Origin of the sequence: Paenalcaligenes suwonensis, from assembly GCF_011290505.1 — a bacterium.
In the GTDB taxonomy this organism is placed as follows: Bacteria; Pseudomonadota; Gammaproteobacteria; order Burkholderiales; family Burkholderiaceae_B; genus Paenalcaligenes; species Paenalcaligenes suwonensis.
In genome coordinates this window covers 334,884-350,911 of sequence record NZ_JAANPV010000003.1, presented here as the reverse complement: position 1 = coordinate 350,911, position 16,028 = coordinate 334,884, and the positions used below count along the sequence as shown (strand labels likewise).

Sequence of the window (16,028 nt, the reverse complement as noted above, 5' to 3'; positions counted from 1 at the left end):
CTAAGGCTGCGAAAGTATTTTTTTATTTGAGACACCAAATAAAAAAACACTTCCATCCGCCTTTTGCTCGTCGCTTGCAGCGGTTTTTAGATAGGTCGCTGTTCACGGTGTGTGTATGTCTGTAGCAAGAAACACAGCCACTACAGAAAGGGCTGTAAGCCCATCAATTGTCATACCTCGGAGGAGGCGGAGGAAAACTTTTTTGATTTGGTATCTCAAATCACAAAAAGTTGTTCCGCAGTCCCTCGGCGAGTGCGATGGATACAGCCGTCATCCTGAAGCAACATTACAAGTGGAAAGCCACTACTCGTTAATCCACAACACGAATAGCACTGTACCGTTACTTAAGAAAGGGCAGTAAACCTATCAACAGCGGACTGTTCGGGGAGGCGGAGGAAAACTTTTTTGATTTGGTGTCTCAAATCACAAAAAGTTGTTCCGCAGTCCCTCAGCGAGTGCGATGGATACAGCCGTTTATTTCCCCACCGGCGTCTTATCTTTAAACTCACACAAATCCGAAATCCCGCACTGTGGGCACTTAGGTGTACGCGCCACGCAAATATAGCGGCCATGCAAGATCAACCAATGGTGTGCATCCAGTAGAAACTGCTTAGGAATGAGTCGCTCTAAACGCTGCTCCACTTCCACCACATTTTTACCCTTAGCAATACCCGTACGATTACTCACCCGGAAAATGTGCGTATCCACGGCAATAGTAGGAAAACCAAACGCGGTGTTAAGCACTACGTTAGCTGTTTTTCTACCAACACCAGGCAGGGCCTCTAAGCTATCGCGATCGGCTGGCACTTCACCTTGATACTTCTCCAGCAAGATTTCACAGGTGCGAATCACATTTTTGGCTTTGGTTCTAAAGAGACCAATGGTTTTGATCTTGTCCATTAAGCCTTCTTCGCCCAATTCTAAAATACCTTTAGCCGTACCATGCGTAGGGAAGAAACGTCGCGTAGCGATATTGACCGATACATCCGTGGCTTGGGCCGACAAAATCACCGCAATTAACAGTTGGAAGGTGCTTTCGTATTCCAACTCAGTGGTGGGGTGGGGGTTGGCCGCTTGCAAGCGCGTGAAGATCTCGGTACGAATAGCGTTATTCATGCAGCACTCACGAAGTAGGTTGTTGGGCGCGGCGTGCTCGGGCTTGCGCTAAGGCTTGGGCAATACTGGCTTTGCGGCGCTCGGGATCATCGGCTTCCAGTGCGACTTTAGGCTTGTTGGCCAACAGTCGGCTAGCCATAGAGCCTGATTCATCGTGTTTGTGTTGTAGGCGCTGACTACGGGCCTCGTAGTGCTTCTTAGCTGCGGTGGCGAGCTCAGGCGTCCACTCGCGGTTAGCGGGCAGCATGGTAATGCAATCTACCGGACAGGGGGCTAAACAGAGGTCGCAGCCTGTGCAGCGGTCGCTAATCACGGTGTGCATGCGTTTGTTTGCACCTAAGATGGCATCCACCGGACAGGCCTGAATACAGAGCGTGCAGCCTATGCAATGCTTTTCGTCTATCCACGCAACAGTAGGGGCTTCGTGGGTGCCGCACTCAGGGTTTAACGCTTGTACTGCTTGACCCGTCAGTGCAGCGAGTTGTTGTATGCCTTCTTCGCCACCAGGAGGGCAGCGGTTAATGGCCTCGTCTTTCTGGGCAATGGCTTCGGCATAGGGCAGACAGGCGTCATAGCCGCAACGCGTGCATTGGGTTTGGGGCAGCAGCGCATTGATACGCTCAGTCAGTACAGAGATGTGGTTGGTCATAAACATCAATCAGGGGCCCTTAGGCCCCTGGAAGTGTGTGGCATAGAGTAAGAATAGAGGTCAGGCGCTTTTAGCTGCGTGTGCTTCAGCTGCTTGTACGAAGTCTCGTATTTTAGGGTATACCTGATTGCGCCAGCGTCGGCCGGAAAATATACCGTAATGTCCTGCGCCACCAACAGTGTAATGTTGCTTATGTGCTTCATTCAAGCCAGAACATAACTTATGGGCGGCTTGTGTTTGGCCTAAACCAGAAATGTCATCAAGCTCACCTTCAATGGTGAGTAAATGCAGGTTTTGAATTTTCTCGGGTTGTACGGCGATGTTGTCTACTTCCCAAAGCCCACGCGGCAACGCGTATTCTTGGAACACGGTTTTGATGGTGTCTAGGTAGAACTCAGCACTCATGTCCATGACAGCGTTGTACTCATCGTAGAAACGACGGTGTGCTTCAGCATCCTCATCGTCACCTTTAAGCAGGTGCTGATAGAACTCGTAATGCGACATCATGTGTCGATCTGGGTTCATGGAAATAAAGCCAGTGTGCTGCAAGAAGCCCGGATACACCTTGCGGCCTACGCCAGCGTAACGAGGTGGCACACGGTGGATCAGGTTGTTTTCAAACCAAGAGTAGGGCTTGGTGGTGGCTAACGAGTTCACGGCCGTGGGGGATTGACGTGGGTCAATGGGGCCGCCCATCAAAATCATGCTGCGCGGCTGGCTAGCATCGCGTGCAGCAGCCATTAACGATACGGCAGCCAATACGGGTACGGTAGGCTGGCACACGGCAATAACGTGAGTCTCAGGGCCTAGCTCGTGCAGGAAGTGCTGCACATAGCGTACGTAATCATTTAAGTGAAATGATCCGGCAGATAAGGGCACCATACGGGCATCTATCCAGTCGGTCACATACACATCATGGTCACGTAGAAGGGTGCGTACGGTATCACGCAGCAGTGTGGCGTGATGGCCCGACATAGGGGCGACAACCAGCATCTTAGGTGCTGGTTTGGTAATACCTTCGCGTTCAAAATGTACAAGCTGGCAAAAGGGCAGGCGTAAGGCTGTGCTTTCATGCACAGCTACCTGTTTATTGCCGACTTTTACCTCGGAAATCTGCCATTGAGGCTTTTCATATTCTTTACCCAGCCTATAAAGCAGCTCGTAGCCAGCGGCAATCTGGCGAGAGACAGGAGTGTAAGACCATGGGCTATAGGGGCTGGAAAACAATTCCGAGCCTTGGCTGGAGAGATTCACCAGCGGGGCCAGCATGGACCTTTGCCATTCATGTAGGTCGTAAAGCATAGATGTTCTTTTTTATTGAGGTAAAACGCTTGTGCGTCCAACAGGTTTTGTGGCTAACCTGTTAGTTAATAAGCACCCAGTGTATGCGAAGCTTATCTGCTGTGATACTTAGTATTATCCTTGTGCTGCATTGCAGCAATATTAGAGGCAAAAAAAAGAAGCCATAGGCTTCTTTTAGGGGCATGAAAGCTGTTTTCAAACAACAGTTTAACGCTGTAAATGCTCCAGTTTACCTTCAACGCCATTCCATTCGTCGGCGTCTTCTAAAGGCTTTTTGGAGCGGTTGATCATGCCAAACTCAGGGCTAAGTTCTGCGTTTAAAGCAATAAACTTGATTTGATCCTCGGGCACATCCTCTTCTGCAAAAATTGCATTAGCAGGGCACTCTGGAATACAGACGGCACAGTCAATGCATTCGTCAGGATCAATCACCAGAAAGTTTGGACCTTCACGGAAACAGTCTACCGGACAGACATCAACACAGTCAGTGTATTTGCATTTGATACAGTTTTCGGTGACAACGTGGGTCATTGTAGTGAGACTCCGGCTAGAGAAAGCAAAACTGGACACCGGGCGATAAAAGCGCCTTATTGTGTGGTGTCTTAAGATTAATAAATCGATTTTAACGAAAATTTTGCAATAAGCCTGCAAAACCCCGCAGAACATACCTAGATTATGGGTAGTAAGCACATAGCTAGAAATTACTTGCAAGCCTACTGTATATGTTCAAGCACGTCTTTGCTCTGTGTCAGAAGTTTTAGAGCAGCCGACATTATAAGCACAGTAAGGCTGCTAGGTTCTCTCCGCAACGCTCAGAAGACGCGAGTTGCGCAATCGTTAATTGTTTGGGTGCCAAAATGGCTTCGGGGCTGCTGGCATCCATAAGCAGAATCACCGGGTCACAAACGAGTTCTAGTCGCCATCCAGTGCAAATGCGTTGTAGTTGGCGTAGCGCGCCTTGTCCATCTGTGCCTGCGCTAATCACAGCGCTATATGGGCGACCATTGAGCTGATTCAGTAAAGGGTAGTACAGCCTATCAAAGCACTCTTTCATGACACCGCTTAGACTGGCAAGGTTTTCGGGAGCGAAAAATAGCAAAGCATCGGCAGCTAAGAAGTCGTCAGCCGACGCCTCTGCTGCGGGTATGTGGCGTACTTGAACGCTGTCTGTGCTGTCTAATGCCTGTATGGCACGTTGCGCAGCCTCGTAAGCGGCCAGCATGGCGCGTTGGCTCGCGCCGGTGCGTGAATGCCAGACCAGCAGTAATGTCTTTTTTTTAGGGCTATATAACGTCATGGGGACTCGCCGTGAACCGGTATACACGCTAGTATATGGGTCTTGAGCGTGCTTCTGAAATTTGGTCTTACTTTATGCACTCCCCGTTACTTCCCTCTGCTGATACTGATGATCTGTTATCCAACGATGCATGGCTAGAATCCTGCACCGCTGATTTGGATGCGGCAGGGAAGAAGCTGCTTACCGCTGCGAGAGACAAAGTAGCCAAAGTACTGCCAGGACGATTGGCAAGCACAGGTGAGCCTTTAGACAGCCATGCTGCCATGATGGTGTCAGTGTTGGTGGGCTTGGGCTCTGATGCGGTTACGCGTGCGAGCGCATTGCTGGCCGTGATGCCCGAGCTAGAAGACAACCTACACAATACTCGTCCCGAGACCTTGGCACGTGAGTTTGGGCCTGAAGTGGCAAAACTGGTGCAAGGTACGCGGTCGCTCTATAGATTAGGGGCGTTAACAGCGCATACCGGCGATGTGGGGGCTCCAGGCAGCGATCAAAAAGAAATGAAACGACGCATGTTGCTGGCCATGGCCGTAGACTTGCGTATTGTGTTGTTGCGCTTAGCCTCTAGGCTGCAATCACTAAGTTGGTATGCGATTAGCAAAACCCCGTGTCCCGAAGCGTTTGCTAAAGAAACAATGGAGCTTTACACGCCCTTGGCAAACAGGCTGGGGATTTGGCAGGTGAAATGGGAAATGGAAGACTTTGCCTTCCGTTTTCTAAAGCCAGATGTGTATAAAAAAATTGCTAAACAGCTAGAAGAAAAACGCACCGAGCGTGAGGCTTTCATTACCAATGTAGTGCAGCAGTTGTCGGACGCGCTTAAAGCAGAAGGTATTGATGCCGAGGTCTATGGCAGACCTAAGCATATCTACAGTATTTGGAACAAGATGCGCAACAAGCATCTTGATTTTGACCAGCTGTTTGATTTGCGAGCACTGCGTGTCATTGTGGATGACGAGCGCAGTTGTTATGCCGCCTTGGCTCTGATACATGCCATGTGGGCTCCTGTACCAGCGGAGTTTGATGACTATATCTCACGTCCTAAGCCTAATGGCTATAGGTCGTTACACACAGTGGTGGCGGACGAAGAAGAGCGTTGTTTTGAAATACAAATTCGTACACAAGAGATGCACGAATTTGCCGAGTACGGGATGGCCGCACACTGGCGCTACAAAGAGGCGGGTGCTGCTGGCGGTACCGTTGCGGCGACAGCGGATGAACAAAAAGTAGCATGGATGCGTCAGTTGTTAGCGTGGGATAAAAGCACACCTACTGCTGATGGTAATGTTGCGGCGGCCGAGTCAGCGCCTGCGGCAGAAAGCTTACAAGCTGAACATGTTTATGTACTAACCCCCCAAGCACGAGTGATTGAACTACCGGTGGGGGCGACACCAGTGGATTTTGCCTACCATCTGCATACTGACTTAGGGCACCGCTGTCGTGGTGCAAAAGTAGATGGCGTCATGGTGCCATTGCTGACGCGGTTGCAAACAGGGCAGACGGTAGAGATTATTGCTGCCAAGTCAGGTGGACCTTCACGTGATTGGCTCAATACACAGTTAGGCTTTTTGGCTAGCCCACGCTCTAGAGCTAAAGTGCGGGCTTGGTTTAATGCGATTGAGCTTCAACAGCGCATGAGCCAAGGCCAGACTATGGTCGAAAAAGAGCTACAGCGTTTGGGGAAAACGGCCACTAACCTAGAGTCGCTGGCCCAACGTTTGGGTTTTGCCCAGGCGGATGACTTGTATGTGGCGGTAGCCAAAGACGAGTTCAGCCTGCGGCATATAGAGCATGCCTTTAAACAGCCTTCAGACGCGACGACTGAAGATAGCCCCTCACGCGTATTTAACAGTGCCACCGCTAGCGTAACGCGTACCGGTAAGAGTGGTGTGTTAGTGGTAGGGGTAGATTCTCTATTAACGCAATTGGCGCGCTGCTGTAGACCAGCGCCGCCTGATGATATTGTTGGGTTTGTGACGCGTGGTCGTGGGGTGTCTATACACCGTCGTGACTGCCATTCATTTGTGGGGTTATCCAGCACCCAACCAGAACGGGTGATTGATGTTGCCTGGGGGGCTACAGGCGAGGCTCTGTACCCTGTGGATATCTCTATACAAGCCCAAGAAAATCCTAATCTACTGCGTGACGTATCCGAGGTGTTTGCTCGTTTGCGTTTGAACGTAGTGGGTGTCAACACACAAAGTCGCCGATCGTTAAGCCAGATGGTATTTACTGTAGAGGTAAATAGTGGTGAGCAGATACAACGTGCTCTGACCGCCTTAAATGAGATCGCTGGCGTAGAAGCGGTGCGGCAATAGTGTGGCTGTACTGGTAGAATAATTGTTTGGCTACGTGTCCATACGCGGCACGTATTGCTGTGGTTCTGATAAAAGCGAGTAAACCCTTGAAATCGTATACCTTACCTGACAGCACCGGCCATTTTGGCAAGTTTGGTGGTTCTTTCGTCTCTGAAACGTTGGTGCATGCGCTAGATGAATTGCGCGAAGCCTACGACCGCTACAAAAATGATCCCGAATTTCAACGGGAGTTTGCTTACGAGCTTAAGCATTTTGTGGGTCGTCCTTCACCTGTTTATCACGCCCGTCGATGGTCTGAGCAATTAGGTGGCGCGCAGATTTGGCTGAAACGTGAAGACTTAAACCACACAGGTGCACACAAGGTAAACAACTGTATTGGTCAGATTCTGTTGGCCAAACGGATGGGTAAAACTCGCATCATTGCAGAAACCGGTGCGGGTCAACATGGTGTGGCGACCGCAACCGTTGCAGCACGCTATGGTTTGGAATGCGTGGTGTACATGGGTAGCGAAGATGTGCGCAGGCAAGCGGCGAACGTCTACCGCATGAAATTGTTAGGTGCGACGGTAGTGCCGGTAGAGTCGGGTTCTCGTACGCTGAAAGATGCGTTAAACGAAGCCATGCGCGATTGGGTTACAAACGTTGAAAACACCTTCTACATTATTGGTACGGTAGCAGGTCCACACCCTTACCCCATGATGGTGCGTGACTTCCAATGTGTGATTGGCGAAGAGTGCATCGAACAAATGCCTGTGGATGCCGGTAGACAGCCCGATTACGTGGTCGCAGCCGTAGGCGGCGGTTCCAACGCGATGGGGATTTTCTATCCTTACATTAACCACGCCGATGTAGAGTTGGTGGGGGTGGAGGCGGGTGGCCATGGTATTGATACGCCAGAGCATGCGGCATCTTTGAACGCCGGTGTGGTAGGGGTGTTGCACGGCAACCGAACCTACGTGCTGCAAGATGCGGCTGGTCAGATTCAAGCTACCCACTCTATTTCGGCAGGTTTGGATTACCCCGGTGTTGGGCCAGAGCATGCATGGTTAAAAGACAGTGGCCGTGCGCGTTATGAAGTAGTCAATGATGACGAGGCATTACAAGCATTCCATCATTGCTGCCGTGTTGAAGGCATTATGCCGGCGTTAGAGTCTTCTCATGCTTTGGCATGTGCCGCACGTATGGCGCCAACATTATCCGCAGATAAAATTATTCTGGTCAACTTGTCTGGCCGTGGCGATAAAGATATGCATACCGTTGCTGAGTTCAGCGGTATTAGCTTGTAAAAGGTTAGCGATTCATTATGTCTACAACAAATATACGCCTGGCCAATTGCTTTTCAAATTTGGGTAAGCGCGCTGCGCTGATTCCTTACATCACCTCGGGTGATCCCTCTTTAACCGCGACAGTGCCGTTAATGCACGAGTTGGTTAAAGCGGGTGCTGATGTGATCGAGATGGGAGTGCCTTTTTCTGACCCTATGGCAGATGGTCCCGTGATTCAACGTGCCGCAGAACGCGCTGTTGCTCGAGGTGTAAGCCTAAGCATGGTGTTGGATATGGTGCATGAGTTCCGTCAAAAAGATGACACAACACCTATAGTGTTAATGGGGTATGCCAATCCTATCGAGGCCATGGGGCAAGCAGTATTTGCTAAAGCGGCAGGTGAGGCGGGTGTTGATGGTGTGCTAACCGTAGATTACCCACCCGAAGAGTGCCAAGAGTTTTCGGCTATGCTCAGTAGTGCTGGTGTGGACCCTATTTTCTTGTTAGCGCCTACCTCTACCGAAGCGCGTATGCAAAGTACCGCTAAGGTAGCCAGAGGTTATGTGTATTATGTGTCATTGAAAGGCGTGACTGGCTCGGGTAGTTTGGATACCGATGCGGTAGAGCGCCAGTTAGATGTCATTCGCAAGCATGTGCATATTCCCGTAGGCGTAGGTTTTGGCATACGCGATGCTGAGAGCGCTAAACGTGTGGGTGAGTGTGCTGATGCGGTGGTAATCGGTAGCAAACTGATTGAAACCATGGAAGCAGCATACGCACAAAACAGCAGTGATGAACAGGCGATTCAAGCCGCTGCACAGTGGTTGGCTCAAGTTCGTCAAGCTTTGAACTAGCGTTACAAGGGCTTCTGCGTATAGAATCATGCACTTGTGTTTTTGCATTCGTGCATGTTGTTAAATATTTGCTGGCGGCGTAAGCGGCGTCGTCTACTATCAGGATCACACCATGAGTTGGCTCCAGAAAATTCTGCCTCCACGCATTAATCGTAACAACGAAAGCAGTCGTCGGGTTCCCGAAGGGCTATGGGTAAAATGCCCATCGTGTGAGGTGGTGCTGTACAAAGAAGACTTACAAGCGACATCGCATGTATGTCCTAAGTGCTCACACCATATGCGTATTAATGCGCGTGACCGTATCGATGTGCTGTTGGATGCGGACGGTAGAGTAGAAATTGGTGCAAATACGCGTCCAATGGATCCGTTGAAATTCCGAGATTCCAAAAAATACCCAGATCGTATTACTCAAGCCACGCGCGATACGGGTGAAAGCGAAGCCATGGTAGTCATGCAAGGTACGATTTTGGCTGTGCCTGCGGTAGTGGCTGTCTTTAACTTCGACTTCATGGCGGGTTCTATGGGGTCTGTGGTGGGCGAGCGTTTTGTGCGCGGTGTACAAGCCGCCATTGAGTCCAGATCAGCGTTTGTGTGCGTGACAGCCTCTGGTGGTGCGCGTATGCAAGAAAGTTTGTTCTCGTTGATGCAGATGGCTAAAACGAATGCCATGCTGTGCAAATTGTCTGAGGCAGGTTTGCCGTTCATCAGTGTGCTGACCGACCCTACTATGGGTGGTGTGTCGGCAAGCTTCGCCTTTATGGGTGATGTGGTGATGGCTGAGCCTAATGCGTTGATCGGCTTTGCGGGTCCGCGAGTGATTGAGCAAACTGTGCGCGAGAAACTGCCTGAAGGCTTCCAGCGTGCAGAGTTCTTGATGCAAAAAGGCGCTATCGATATGGTTGTTGATCGCCGTGAAATGCAGAACGAAATCGCTAGCTTAATTGCGTTGCTGACTCGTCAGCCCGCCGAAGCGGTACACAAAGCCTAAGTAGTACTACACATAGGCGCGGGCAGTAGGGTAGTGATGCTCTGCTGTTCTAAAGAAGGGTTGGGGGAGTAAGCGGTCATGAATATGATGCTTACAGACCCAACCCTTTTTCTATGGGCGGAAGCTTCTTAGTATCTTGGTGTCTTAGTAGTAGGTATGAAAAAGCCCTCTTGGCATGAAGCGAAGAGGGCTTTTTGTGCGGTGAACCGCAACAGCTTAGGACTGGCTAGTTTCTACCTGTTCCAGTGGTTCTGCTGTAGCTGCTTGTGCAGATGCTTTGCGTGGGCGGCCCAACTTAACGGGGGCTGCTTGATAGCTAAAGCTGGTAGTCACAGAGGTTTCTACCATTTGCAGGCCAGCTTGTTCTAGCTGTGCATCCAGATTGGCGGTTTGAGGAGCTACGGCAGTCACTTCTACTGTTGTGAGCTGTTGCTCTTCTGCGGCAATCGTTACCGTAGCGGCTTCGTGATCTGCTTCTGTGCTTTCAACGACGACGGCATCGGTAACCTGGGTGGATTCGGCAATAACCGTTTCCGCTGTTTCAATGCTGGCTTCAGCCTGTGTCTCGGCAACGGCAGGGGCTTCCACTGCTGCTGTAGTAGCTTCGGCTACTTCGGCAACTGCTACAGGTGCGTCGGCAATGGCCTCAACGGTAGCGGTGTCTGCTGTGGAGGCAGTAGCCTCTGCTGGAGCGTCAGCTTGAGTTTCGACTTGCATCAAAGGCTCTATAACCACGGCAGTTGCTTTACGAGCACGAGGAGCACGCTTAGCAACAGGAGCTGCTTCGGTTTCCGTGGTGGCAGCATCCGTCAACGTTTCTGCGCGGGTTTCAATCATGGTCAAGCCAGAGGGTTGAGCTACGATCAAGGCAGGCGCTTCGGTTGGTGTGGCCTCTGCTGCTGTTTGCTCTTCAGCAACTGGCGTACTGTCTTCAGTTGGTTGTGGTTCTGCTTGCTGCTGTGGTGCTTGGGGGGCAACCTCAGCGACAGGGCTTTCCACCGCCGCCTCAACAGGAGCTTCGTTTAACGCGTTAGCATCGAAACCTGGCGTCTGGTGTGGTACGTAGGTGACCACGGTTTCGCTTTCTGCTGCTGGGCTTTCTTCGCTTTCTACAACCTCTGTGCTGGTTGCGTTTTGCTCGGTGCCACGACGGCTGCGACGACTGCGACGACGACGGCTACGGCGACGTTCGGTATCGCTACCATCGCCTTCGGCTACTTCTTCATTGTCCAACGTTTCAACGGCTGCGTTGTCTGGGTTCGCGTCATGAGTTGCTACAGGAGTGCTAGCGGCAGGCACGGTTTCAACGGTGCTGTCTTCTTGCAACTCTGTATCTTGCTCGTTCGTTTTGTTGACGTCGGTGTTGTTGTCACGTCGGCGGCCGCGGCTACCACGTCTGCGGCGTGAACCCGTTGTGGCTTCACCCGAAGCTTGATCAGCAGCTTGTGCATTGCCCGCTACAACTTGACTTGCCACTTGTTCGTCGTTCTTCTCGTCTTTTTGAGCGTTGCGGCGACCTTGTGGGGTATTGGCCGTTGTGCTAACGGTTTTGTCTGCACGCTCGTCACTATTTGGACGAGATGAGCGACGCTGACGTTGGCGCTGACGTTGTTGGTCGGGATTGCGCTCGCCACCTTTGGTCGATGCGTTGGCATTACGACGTCCGGTTTTCTTGGCGTTCTTGTTTGCGTTGGTTTCAGGCTCAGGAGCTTTCTCACCAAACAGCCATGTCGCTAAGCGTTTCCAGAAGCTAGGCGCTGTTTTGTTGGCTGGAGCAGGGGTGGGTGCTGGCTGAGCAGGGGTAATGCCTTTTACCAGTGCCTCAGGGCGGCTCTTGGTTTCTTGTGCGCGTGTAGCTGGTTGCGCGGCAGTTTGTTCTGCTTGCTGTACTTGCTGATAGCTGGACACAACATCGTCTAGACGAGCATCGTCATGACGCAGGCGTTCAATGATGTGGTGTGGCGTTTCCAGATTTTTGTTAGGAATCAGGGTGAGCTTGATATTCAAGCGAGATTCGATTTTGGAAACGTCTGCACGTTTTTCGTTTAGCAAGTAGGTGGCTACTTCAACTGGTACTTGTGCGTTGATGGCTGCCGTACCTTCTTTCATGGCCTCTTCTTGCAGCAGGCGCAGTACATGTAGAGCGCTGGATTCGGCATCGCGAATCACGCCAGTACCTGTACAGCGTGGGCACGTGATGTGGGAGCCTTCGTTCAGGGCCGGGCGTAGGCGCTGACGGGAAAGCTCCATCAAGCCAAAGCGCGAGATCTTGCCCATCTGTACACGAGCACGGTCTAGGTGCAGAGCATCACGCAGGCGTTGCTCTACAGCGCGCTGGTTTTTGCTGTCTTCCATATCGATGAAGTCGATGACGATCAGGCCGCCTAAGTCACGTAAGCGTAACTGTCTGGCTACCTCGTCAGCGGCTTCCAAGTTGGTGCGTAGCGCGGTTTCTTCAATGTCTGCACCGCGTGTAGAGCGTGCCGAGTTCACGTCAATAGCGACCAGTGCTTCAGTGTGATCAATCACGACTGCGCCGCCAGAAGGCAACTGCACGGTGCGAGAGTACGCGGTTTCGATTTGGTTTTCGATTTGGAAACGAGAGAACAGCGGAATGTCGTCACGGTAGCGTTTTACACGCTGCACGTTATCTGGCATCACCACGCTCATAAAGGCGGTGGCTTGCTCATGGATATCGTCCGTGTCGATAAGGATTTCGCCTATGTCTTGGGAGAAGTAATCGCGGATAGCGCGAATGACTAAACTGGATTCCAAGTAGATCAGGATGGGGGCACGGTTATCGCGTGCAGCTGTATCGATGGCTGTCCAGAGTTGCAGCAGGTAGTTTAAGTCCCACTGCAGTTCTTCTACGCTACGACCAATACCGGCAGTGCGAGCAATGATGCTCATGCCGCCAGGAATGGAAAGTTGGTCGATGGCCTCGCGTAGTTCTTGACGATCTTCGCCTTCGACGCGACGGGAAACACCGCCGCCACGAGGGTTGTTAGGCATCAACACCAAGTAACGACCAGCCAGTGAAATGAAGGTGGTTAGAGCAGCGCCCTTGTTACCACGTTCTTCTTTTTCAACTTGGATGATCAGTTCTTGGCCTTCGTGTAGCGCGTCTTGTATACGGGCTGTACGAACGTCTACGCCTTCTTTGAAATAGGTGCGGGCAACTTCTTTGAAGGGCAGAAAACCGTGTCGCTCTTCCCCGTAGCTTACAAAACAAGCTTCCAGACCGGGTTCAATGCGGGTGATAACCCCTTTGTAGATATTGCCTTTACGCTGTTCGCGGCCGGCGGCTTCTATATCGAGGTCGATCAGTTTCTGACCGTCGACAATGGCAACGCGTAATTCTTCTTGATGCGTTGCATTGAACAACATGCGTTTCATGAGTAATTCTCCGTAGTCATGGCGCGTTATTGCTAACGCACGACCGCGGGTCACTCAGTGTGTAACACTGTCACTGCTTGGGGGCTGGGGCCAAATAAATCAGGCCGTGCCCACCATAATCTGTCGTGGGGGCGATGAGCCCATGTATGAGCGAGGTTCAGGCAGCAGGATGGTCAGGATCACGTGTGTGGTTGACTAAAAATGTTTGCTGGAACAATGGCCAGACCCGGGTTTTGCTCGTGTCTGGTGCTAAATTCTAAAGAGCGACGACTTTTCGCAGATAATTCAGTGCCGCACGCGGGACTCAAGCAGTCATGTTGACCATGCAGTTCTCTGCTTGCTGGAACAGTGAGCTTGCCCCGGCGACTAAATGACCCCGAAAACTGGCACTAAGGCAGTACAATTAGACCTTTGTCGTCAACGGAGACGCACCCTTTGCATCTCTACGTATGACGGTGTCACAGTTTTCATAGGCTGAGGCGATTATATGCCTCTTTTGTGCATGAGCAAACCATTAGATAGTGAAAAAGGTGTTGTAGCGGTACGTTTCGTGGAAATAGAGGCGGAGGAAGCAGGGCAGCGCGTTGATAATTATTTGCTGCGCCTTTGCAAGGGTGTTCCTAAAAGCCATATTTATCGCGCCATACGCAGCGGCCAGGTGCGTGTGAATAAAGGGCGAGTCAGTAGTGAGTACAGGTTAGAAGCAGGCGATGTGTTGCGCGTGCCGCCTATGCGTTTGCCACAACCCGATGCGCCCCGTGCTGTGCCACCGGCTGTGTTTCCTATCGTGTATGAAGATCGCGATATTTTGGTCATCGACAAGCCCGAGGGTGTGGCGGTGCATGGCGGCAGTGGTGTGTCGTTTGGGGTGATTGAGCAGTTGCGTTCTGCTAGGCCAGAAGAGCGCATGCTAGAACTGGCGCACAGGCTGGACCGCGATACCTCTGGTTTGTTAGTGATTGCTAAGAACCGTAAAGCGCTGGTGCGTTTGCACGACATGTTCCGCGAAGGCGTGGTAAGAAAATATTACCAAGCCTTAGTGACGGGTGATTGGGTGAACGATAGGCAACACTTGCGTGAACCGCTATTGCGTTGGATGACGGCGTCGGGTGAGCGGCGTGTGCGTGTAGACCCAGAAGGTAAGCCGTCGCACACCATTGTCAATTTGTTGAAACGCTTTGGGCGCTATAGTTTGGTTGAGGCTGATTTGCGTACCGGGCGTACGCATCAGATTCGTGTGCACTTGGCTAACGAGGGCTTCCCGTTGGTGGGTGACGATAAGTATGGACGCGATGAAGTGCGTGAGCACTTTTCTAGATTGGGCTTTAAGCGCATGTTTCTGCATGCGGGGCGTGTGGAGATGGCGCATCCCGTGTCTGGAGAGTTGCTCAAACTCGAGGCGCCATTGCCACCTGAGTGTTTGGCGATCATGAAAGTTTTGGAGAAAGAAGCATGAAGCAGTACCGCGCAGTAGTGTTTGATTGGGATGGTACGGTGATGGACTCTACGCACGCCATCGTGACGGCTATACAGTTGGCAAGCGCAGATTTGGGCTTGCCCGTGCCTAGCGGTGCAATTGCTAGTTGGGTGATTGGCTTGTCGCTAGAGGCGGCGTTGTACCGTGTGGTTCCCGACTTGAATGCGGATCAAATGCCTGACTTTATCGAGCGTTATCGCCACCATTTTTTCCAGCGTGACCTACAGCTAAAGCTGTTTGATGGTATGCAGAGCATGATGGACGAGCTCAAAGAGCGAGATGTGTTGCTGGCGGTGGCGACGGGTAAAAGTCGTCCGGGCTTGGATAGATTGTTAGTGAATGTGGGGTTGGATAAGTATTTTTTCGGCACACGTTGTGCTGATGAGACGCAAAGCAAGCCTCATCCGCAAATGTTGCATGAGTTGCTGGAAGAGATGCAATTGCCTGTTGATCAGGTGATTATGGTGGGTGATACCACGCATGACGTGCACATGGCGCAAAATGCCGGTATGGATAGCTTGGCTGTAAGCTATGGGGCGCATGACCCCGACACGCTCAGCAAATCGGCGCCTACCTTTCAAGTGGATAAAGTAGCCGCCATGCGTGATTTGCTGCTAGCGCGTATCTAAGCGTTACTGGTTAGTTAGGCTAGAAATAAAAAGATTGTGGGTTGTTTGTTGAACTCGGGTGGGCTGGCTTTGGCCCATTGCGCTACGGTTCTTGTGCAAATCCACTGATCGGCTGTGGTGAGTGCCCGTGCAATGCATAAGCGCGTTGTGGGGTGTAAAGTGCTAAGTAGCGCGCTAAACAGGGCTTCGTTGCGGTAGGGCGTTTCAATAAACAACTGTGTTTGGTGGTGTTTGCGTGAATTGGCTTCCCAGTCTTTTAGGGTTTTGCTGCGTTCGGCGGCATTGACGGGTGGGTAGCCGTGAAAGGCAAACTGCTGTCCATCTAAGCCGCTGGCCATAAGGCTAAGTAGTATGGACGAGGGGCCTACGTGTGGGACCACCTCAATATTCATGGCGTGAGCAGCGGCAACTACTACAGCGCCCGGGTCGGCCACGGCAGGGCAGCCAGCTTCGGAAACCAAACCTATATGCTGGCCCTCTTTTAAAGGGGCTAGCCATTCACGAATTTGCTGGGCAGAGGTGCCATGTTTGTCCAGCGTGTGAATGGTGATTTCCTGAATAGGTGTATTGGTGCCTACTTGTTTCAAAAAAGCACGTGCCGTTTTGGCGTTCTCGGCAATATAGAGAGTGAGCGATTGTGCAAGCTGCTGGGTTTGAGCCGGCAGCCAGTTTTCTATGGGGCTGTCGCCTAAACCGACGGGGATGAGGTGAAGTTGACCTGTAGTCACAATAAGTTC

13 protein-coding genes are annotated in these 16,028 nt (G+C 51.5%); 6 read left to right on the top strand and 7 right to left on the bottom strand.

Features of this window, described 5'->3' with window-relative positions; translation table 11 throughout:
* Positions 1–474 precede the first annotated feature (474 nt).
* The 5 genes from nth to GY634_RS06875 form a co-directional block, all read right to left on the bottom strand.
* Positions 475–1,116, bottom strand: a complete 642-nt coding sequence (gene nth / locus GY634_RS06895; protein ID WP_166407800.1) for an endonuclease III — start codon at positions 1,114–1,116, stop codon at positions 475–477.
* Between the two features lie 7 nt (positions 1,117–1,123).
* Positions 1,124–1,765 (bottom strand): RnfABCDGE type electron transport complex subunit B, encoded by a 642-nt coding sequence (locus GY634_RS06890; RefSeq protein ID WP_166407799.1) that lies wholly within the window; start codon positions 1,763–1,765, stop codon positions 1,124–1,126.
* Between the two features lie 60 nt (positions 1,766–1,825).
* Positions 1,826–3,067, bottom strand: coding sequence for a polyhydroxyalkanoate depolymerase (locus GY634_RS06885; protein ID WP_166407798.1), 1,242 nt, complete (start codon positions 3,065–3,067; stop codon positions 1,826–1,828).
* Positions 3,068–3,274: 207 nt separating this feature from the next.
* Positions 3,275–3,598, bottom strand: a complete 324-nt coding sequence (gene fdxA / locus GY634_RS06880; RefSeq protein WP_166407797.1) for a ferredoxin FdxA — start codon at positions 3,596–3,598, stop codon at positions 3,275–3,277.
* A gap of 241 nt (positions 3,599–3,839) precedes the next feature.
* Positions 3,840–4,364, bottom strand: a complete 525-nt coding sequence (locus tag GY634_RS06875; protein WP_166407796.1) for a flavodoxin family protein — start codon at positions 4,362–4,364, stop codon at positions 3,840–3,842.
* 74 nt (positions 4,365–4,438) lie between these two features.
* Here GY634_RS06875 and GY634_RS06870 point away from each other — a divergent pair, with 74 nt between their 5' ends.
* The 4 genes from GY634_RS06870 to accD all read left to right on the top strand — a co-directional run bounded on the left by GY634_RS06870 (position 4,439) and on the right by accD (position 9,789).
* The gene (locus tag GY634_RS06870; protein WP_166407795.1) at positions 4,439–6,682 is read left to right on the top strand and encodes a RelA/SpoT family protein; all 2,244 of its coding nucleotides are present in this window, start codon (positions 4,439–4,441) and stop codon (positions 6,680–6,682) included.
* Positions 6,683–6,768: 86 nt separating this feature from the next.
* Entirely contained in the window at positions 6,769–7,968 is a 1,200-nt protein-coding gene (gene trpB, locus GY634_RS06865; RefSeq protein ID WP_166407794.1) for a tryptophan synthase subunit beta, read from the top strand.
* A gap of 17 nt (positions 7,969–7,985) precedes the next feature.
* Positions 7,986–8,801 carry a tryptophan synthase subunit alpha gene (gene trpA / locus GY634_RS06860; RefSeq protein ID WP_166407793.1) on the top strand — a complete coding sequence of 272 codons (816 nt, stop codon included), beginning with the start codon at positions 7,986–7,988 and terminating at the stop codon, positions 8,799–8,801.
* Between the two features lie 112 nt (positions 8,802–8,913).
* On the top strand, positions 8,914–9,789 hold the full coding sequence (gene accD, locus GY634_RS06855) for an acetyl-CoA carboxylase, carboxyltransferase subunit beta (RefSeq protein ID WP_166407792.1): 876 nt from the start codon (positions 8,914–8,916) through the stop codon (positions 9,787–9,789).
* A 216-nt stretch (positions 9,790–10,005) separates the two neighbouring features.
* Here the strand turns inward: accD and GY634_RS06850 are convergent, their stop codons facing one another.
* Positions 10,006–13,185, bottom strand: a complete 3,180-nt coding sequence (locus GY634_RS06850; protein WP_166407791.1) for an Rne/Rng family ribonuclease — start codon at positions 13,183–13,185, stop codon at positions 10,006–10,008.
* Positions 13,186–13,672: 487 nt separating this feature from the next.
* Between GY634_RS06850 and GY634_RS06845 the strand changes: the two genes are divergently transcribed.
* Positions 13,673–14,641 (top strand): RluA family pseudouridine synthase, encoded by a 969-nt coding sequence (locus tag GY634_RS06845; protein WP_166407790.1) that lies wholly within the window; start codon positions 13,673–13,675, stop codon positions 14,639–14,641.
* Positions 14,638–15,291, top strand: coding sequence for an HAD family hydrolase (locus GY634_RS06840; RefSeq protein ID WP_166407789.1), 654 nt, complete (start codon positions 14,638–14,640; stop codon positions 15,289–15,291). The genes GY634_RS06845 and GY634_RS06840 overlap by 4 nt, the downstream gene beginning before the upstream one ends.
* 14 nt (positions 15,292–15,305) lie before the next feature.
* Here the strand turns inward: GY634_RS06840 and GY634_RS06835 are convergent, their stop codons facing one another.
* A complete protein-coding gene (locus GY634_RS06835; protein WP_166407851.1) occupies positions 15,306–16,022 on the bottom strand; it encodes an SAM-dependent methyltransferase in 717 nt (238 codons plus the stop codon).
* Positions 16,023–16,028 lie beyond the last annotated feature (6 nt).

Coding starts and splice junctions, on each gene's coding strand:
- nth (WP_166407800.1), bottom strand. CDS start 1,116: ATGAATAACGCTATTCGTACCGAGATCTTCACGCGCTTGCAAGCGGCC.
- GY634_RS06890 (WP_166407799.1), bottom strand. CDS start 1,765: ATGACCAACCACATCTCTGTACTGACTGAGCGTATCAATGCGCTGCTG.
- GY634_RS06885 (WP_166407798.1), bottom strand. CDS start 3,067: ATGCTTTACGACCTACATGAATGGCAAAGGTCCATGCTGGCCCCGCTG.
- fdxA (WP_166407797.1), bottom strand. CDS start 3,598: ATGACCCACGTTGTCACCGAAAACTGTATCAAATGCAAATACACTGAC.
- GY634_RS06875 (WP_166407796.1), bottom strand. CDS start 4,364: ATGACGTTATATAGCCCTAAAAAAAAGACATTACTGCTGGTCTGGCAT.
- GY634_RS06870 (WP_166407795.1), top strand. CDS start 4,439: ATGCACTCCCCGTTACTTCCCTCTGCTGATACTGATGATCTGTTATCC.
- trpA (WP_166407793.1), top strand. CDS start 7,986: ATGTCTACAACAAATATACGCCTGGCCAATTGCTTTTCAAATTTGGGT.
- accD (WP_166407792.1), top strand. CDS start 8,914: ATGAGTTGGCTCCAGAAAATTCTGCCTCCACGCATTAATCGTAACAAC.
- GY634_RS06850 (WP_166407791.1), bottom strand. CDS start 13,185: ATGAAACGCATGTTGTTCAATGCAACGCATCAAGAAGAATTACGCGTT.
- GY634_RS06845 (WP_166407790.1), top strand. CDS start 13,673: ATGCCTCTTTTGTGCATGAGCAAACCATTAGATAGTGAAAAAGGTGTT.
- GY634_RS06840 (WP_166407789.1), top strand. CDS start 14,638: ATGAAGCAGTACCGCGCAGTAGTGTTTGATTGGGATGGTACGGTGATG.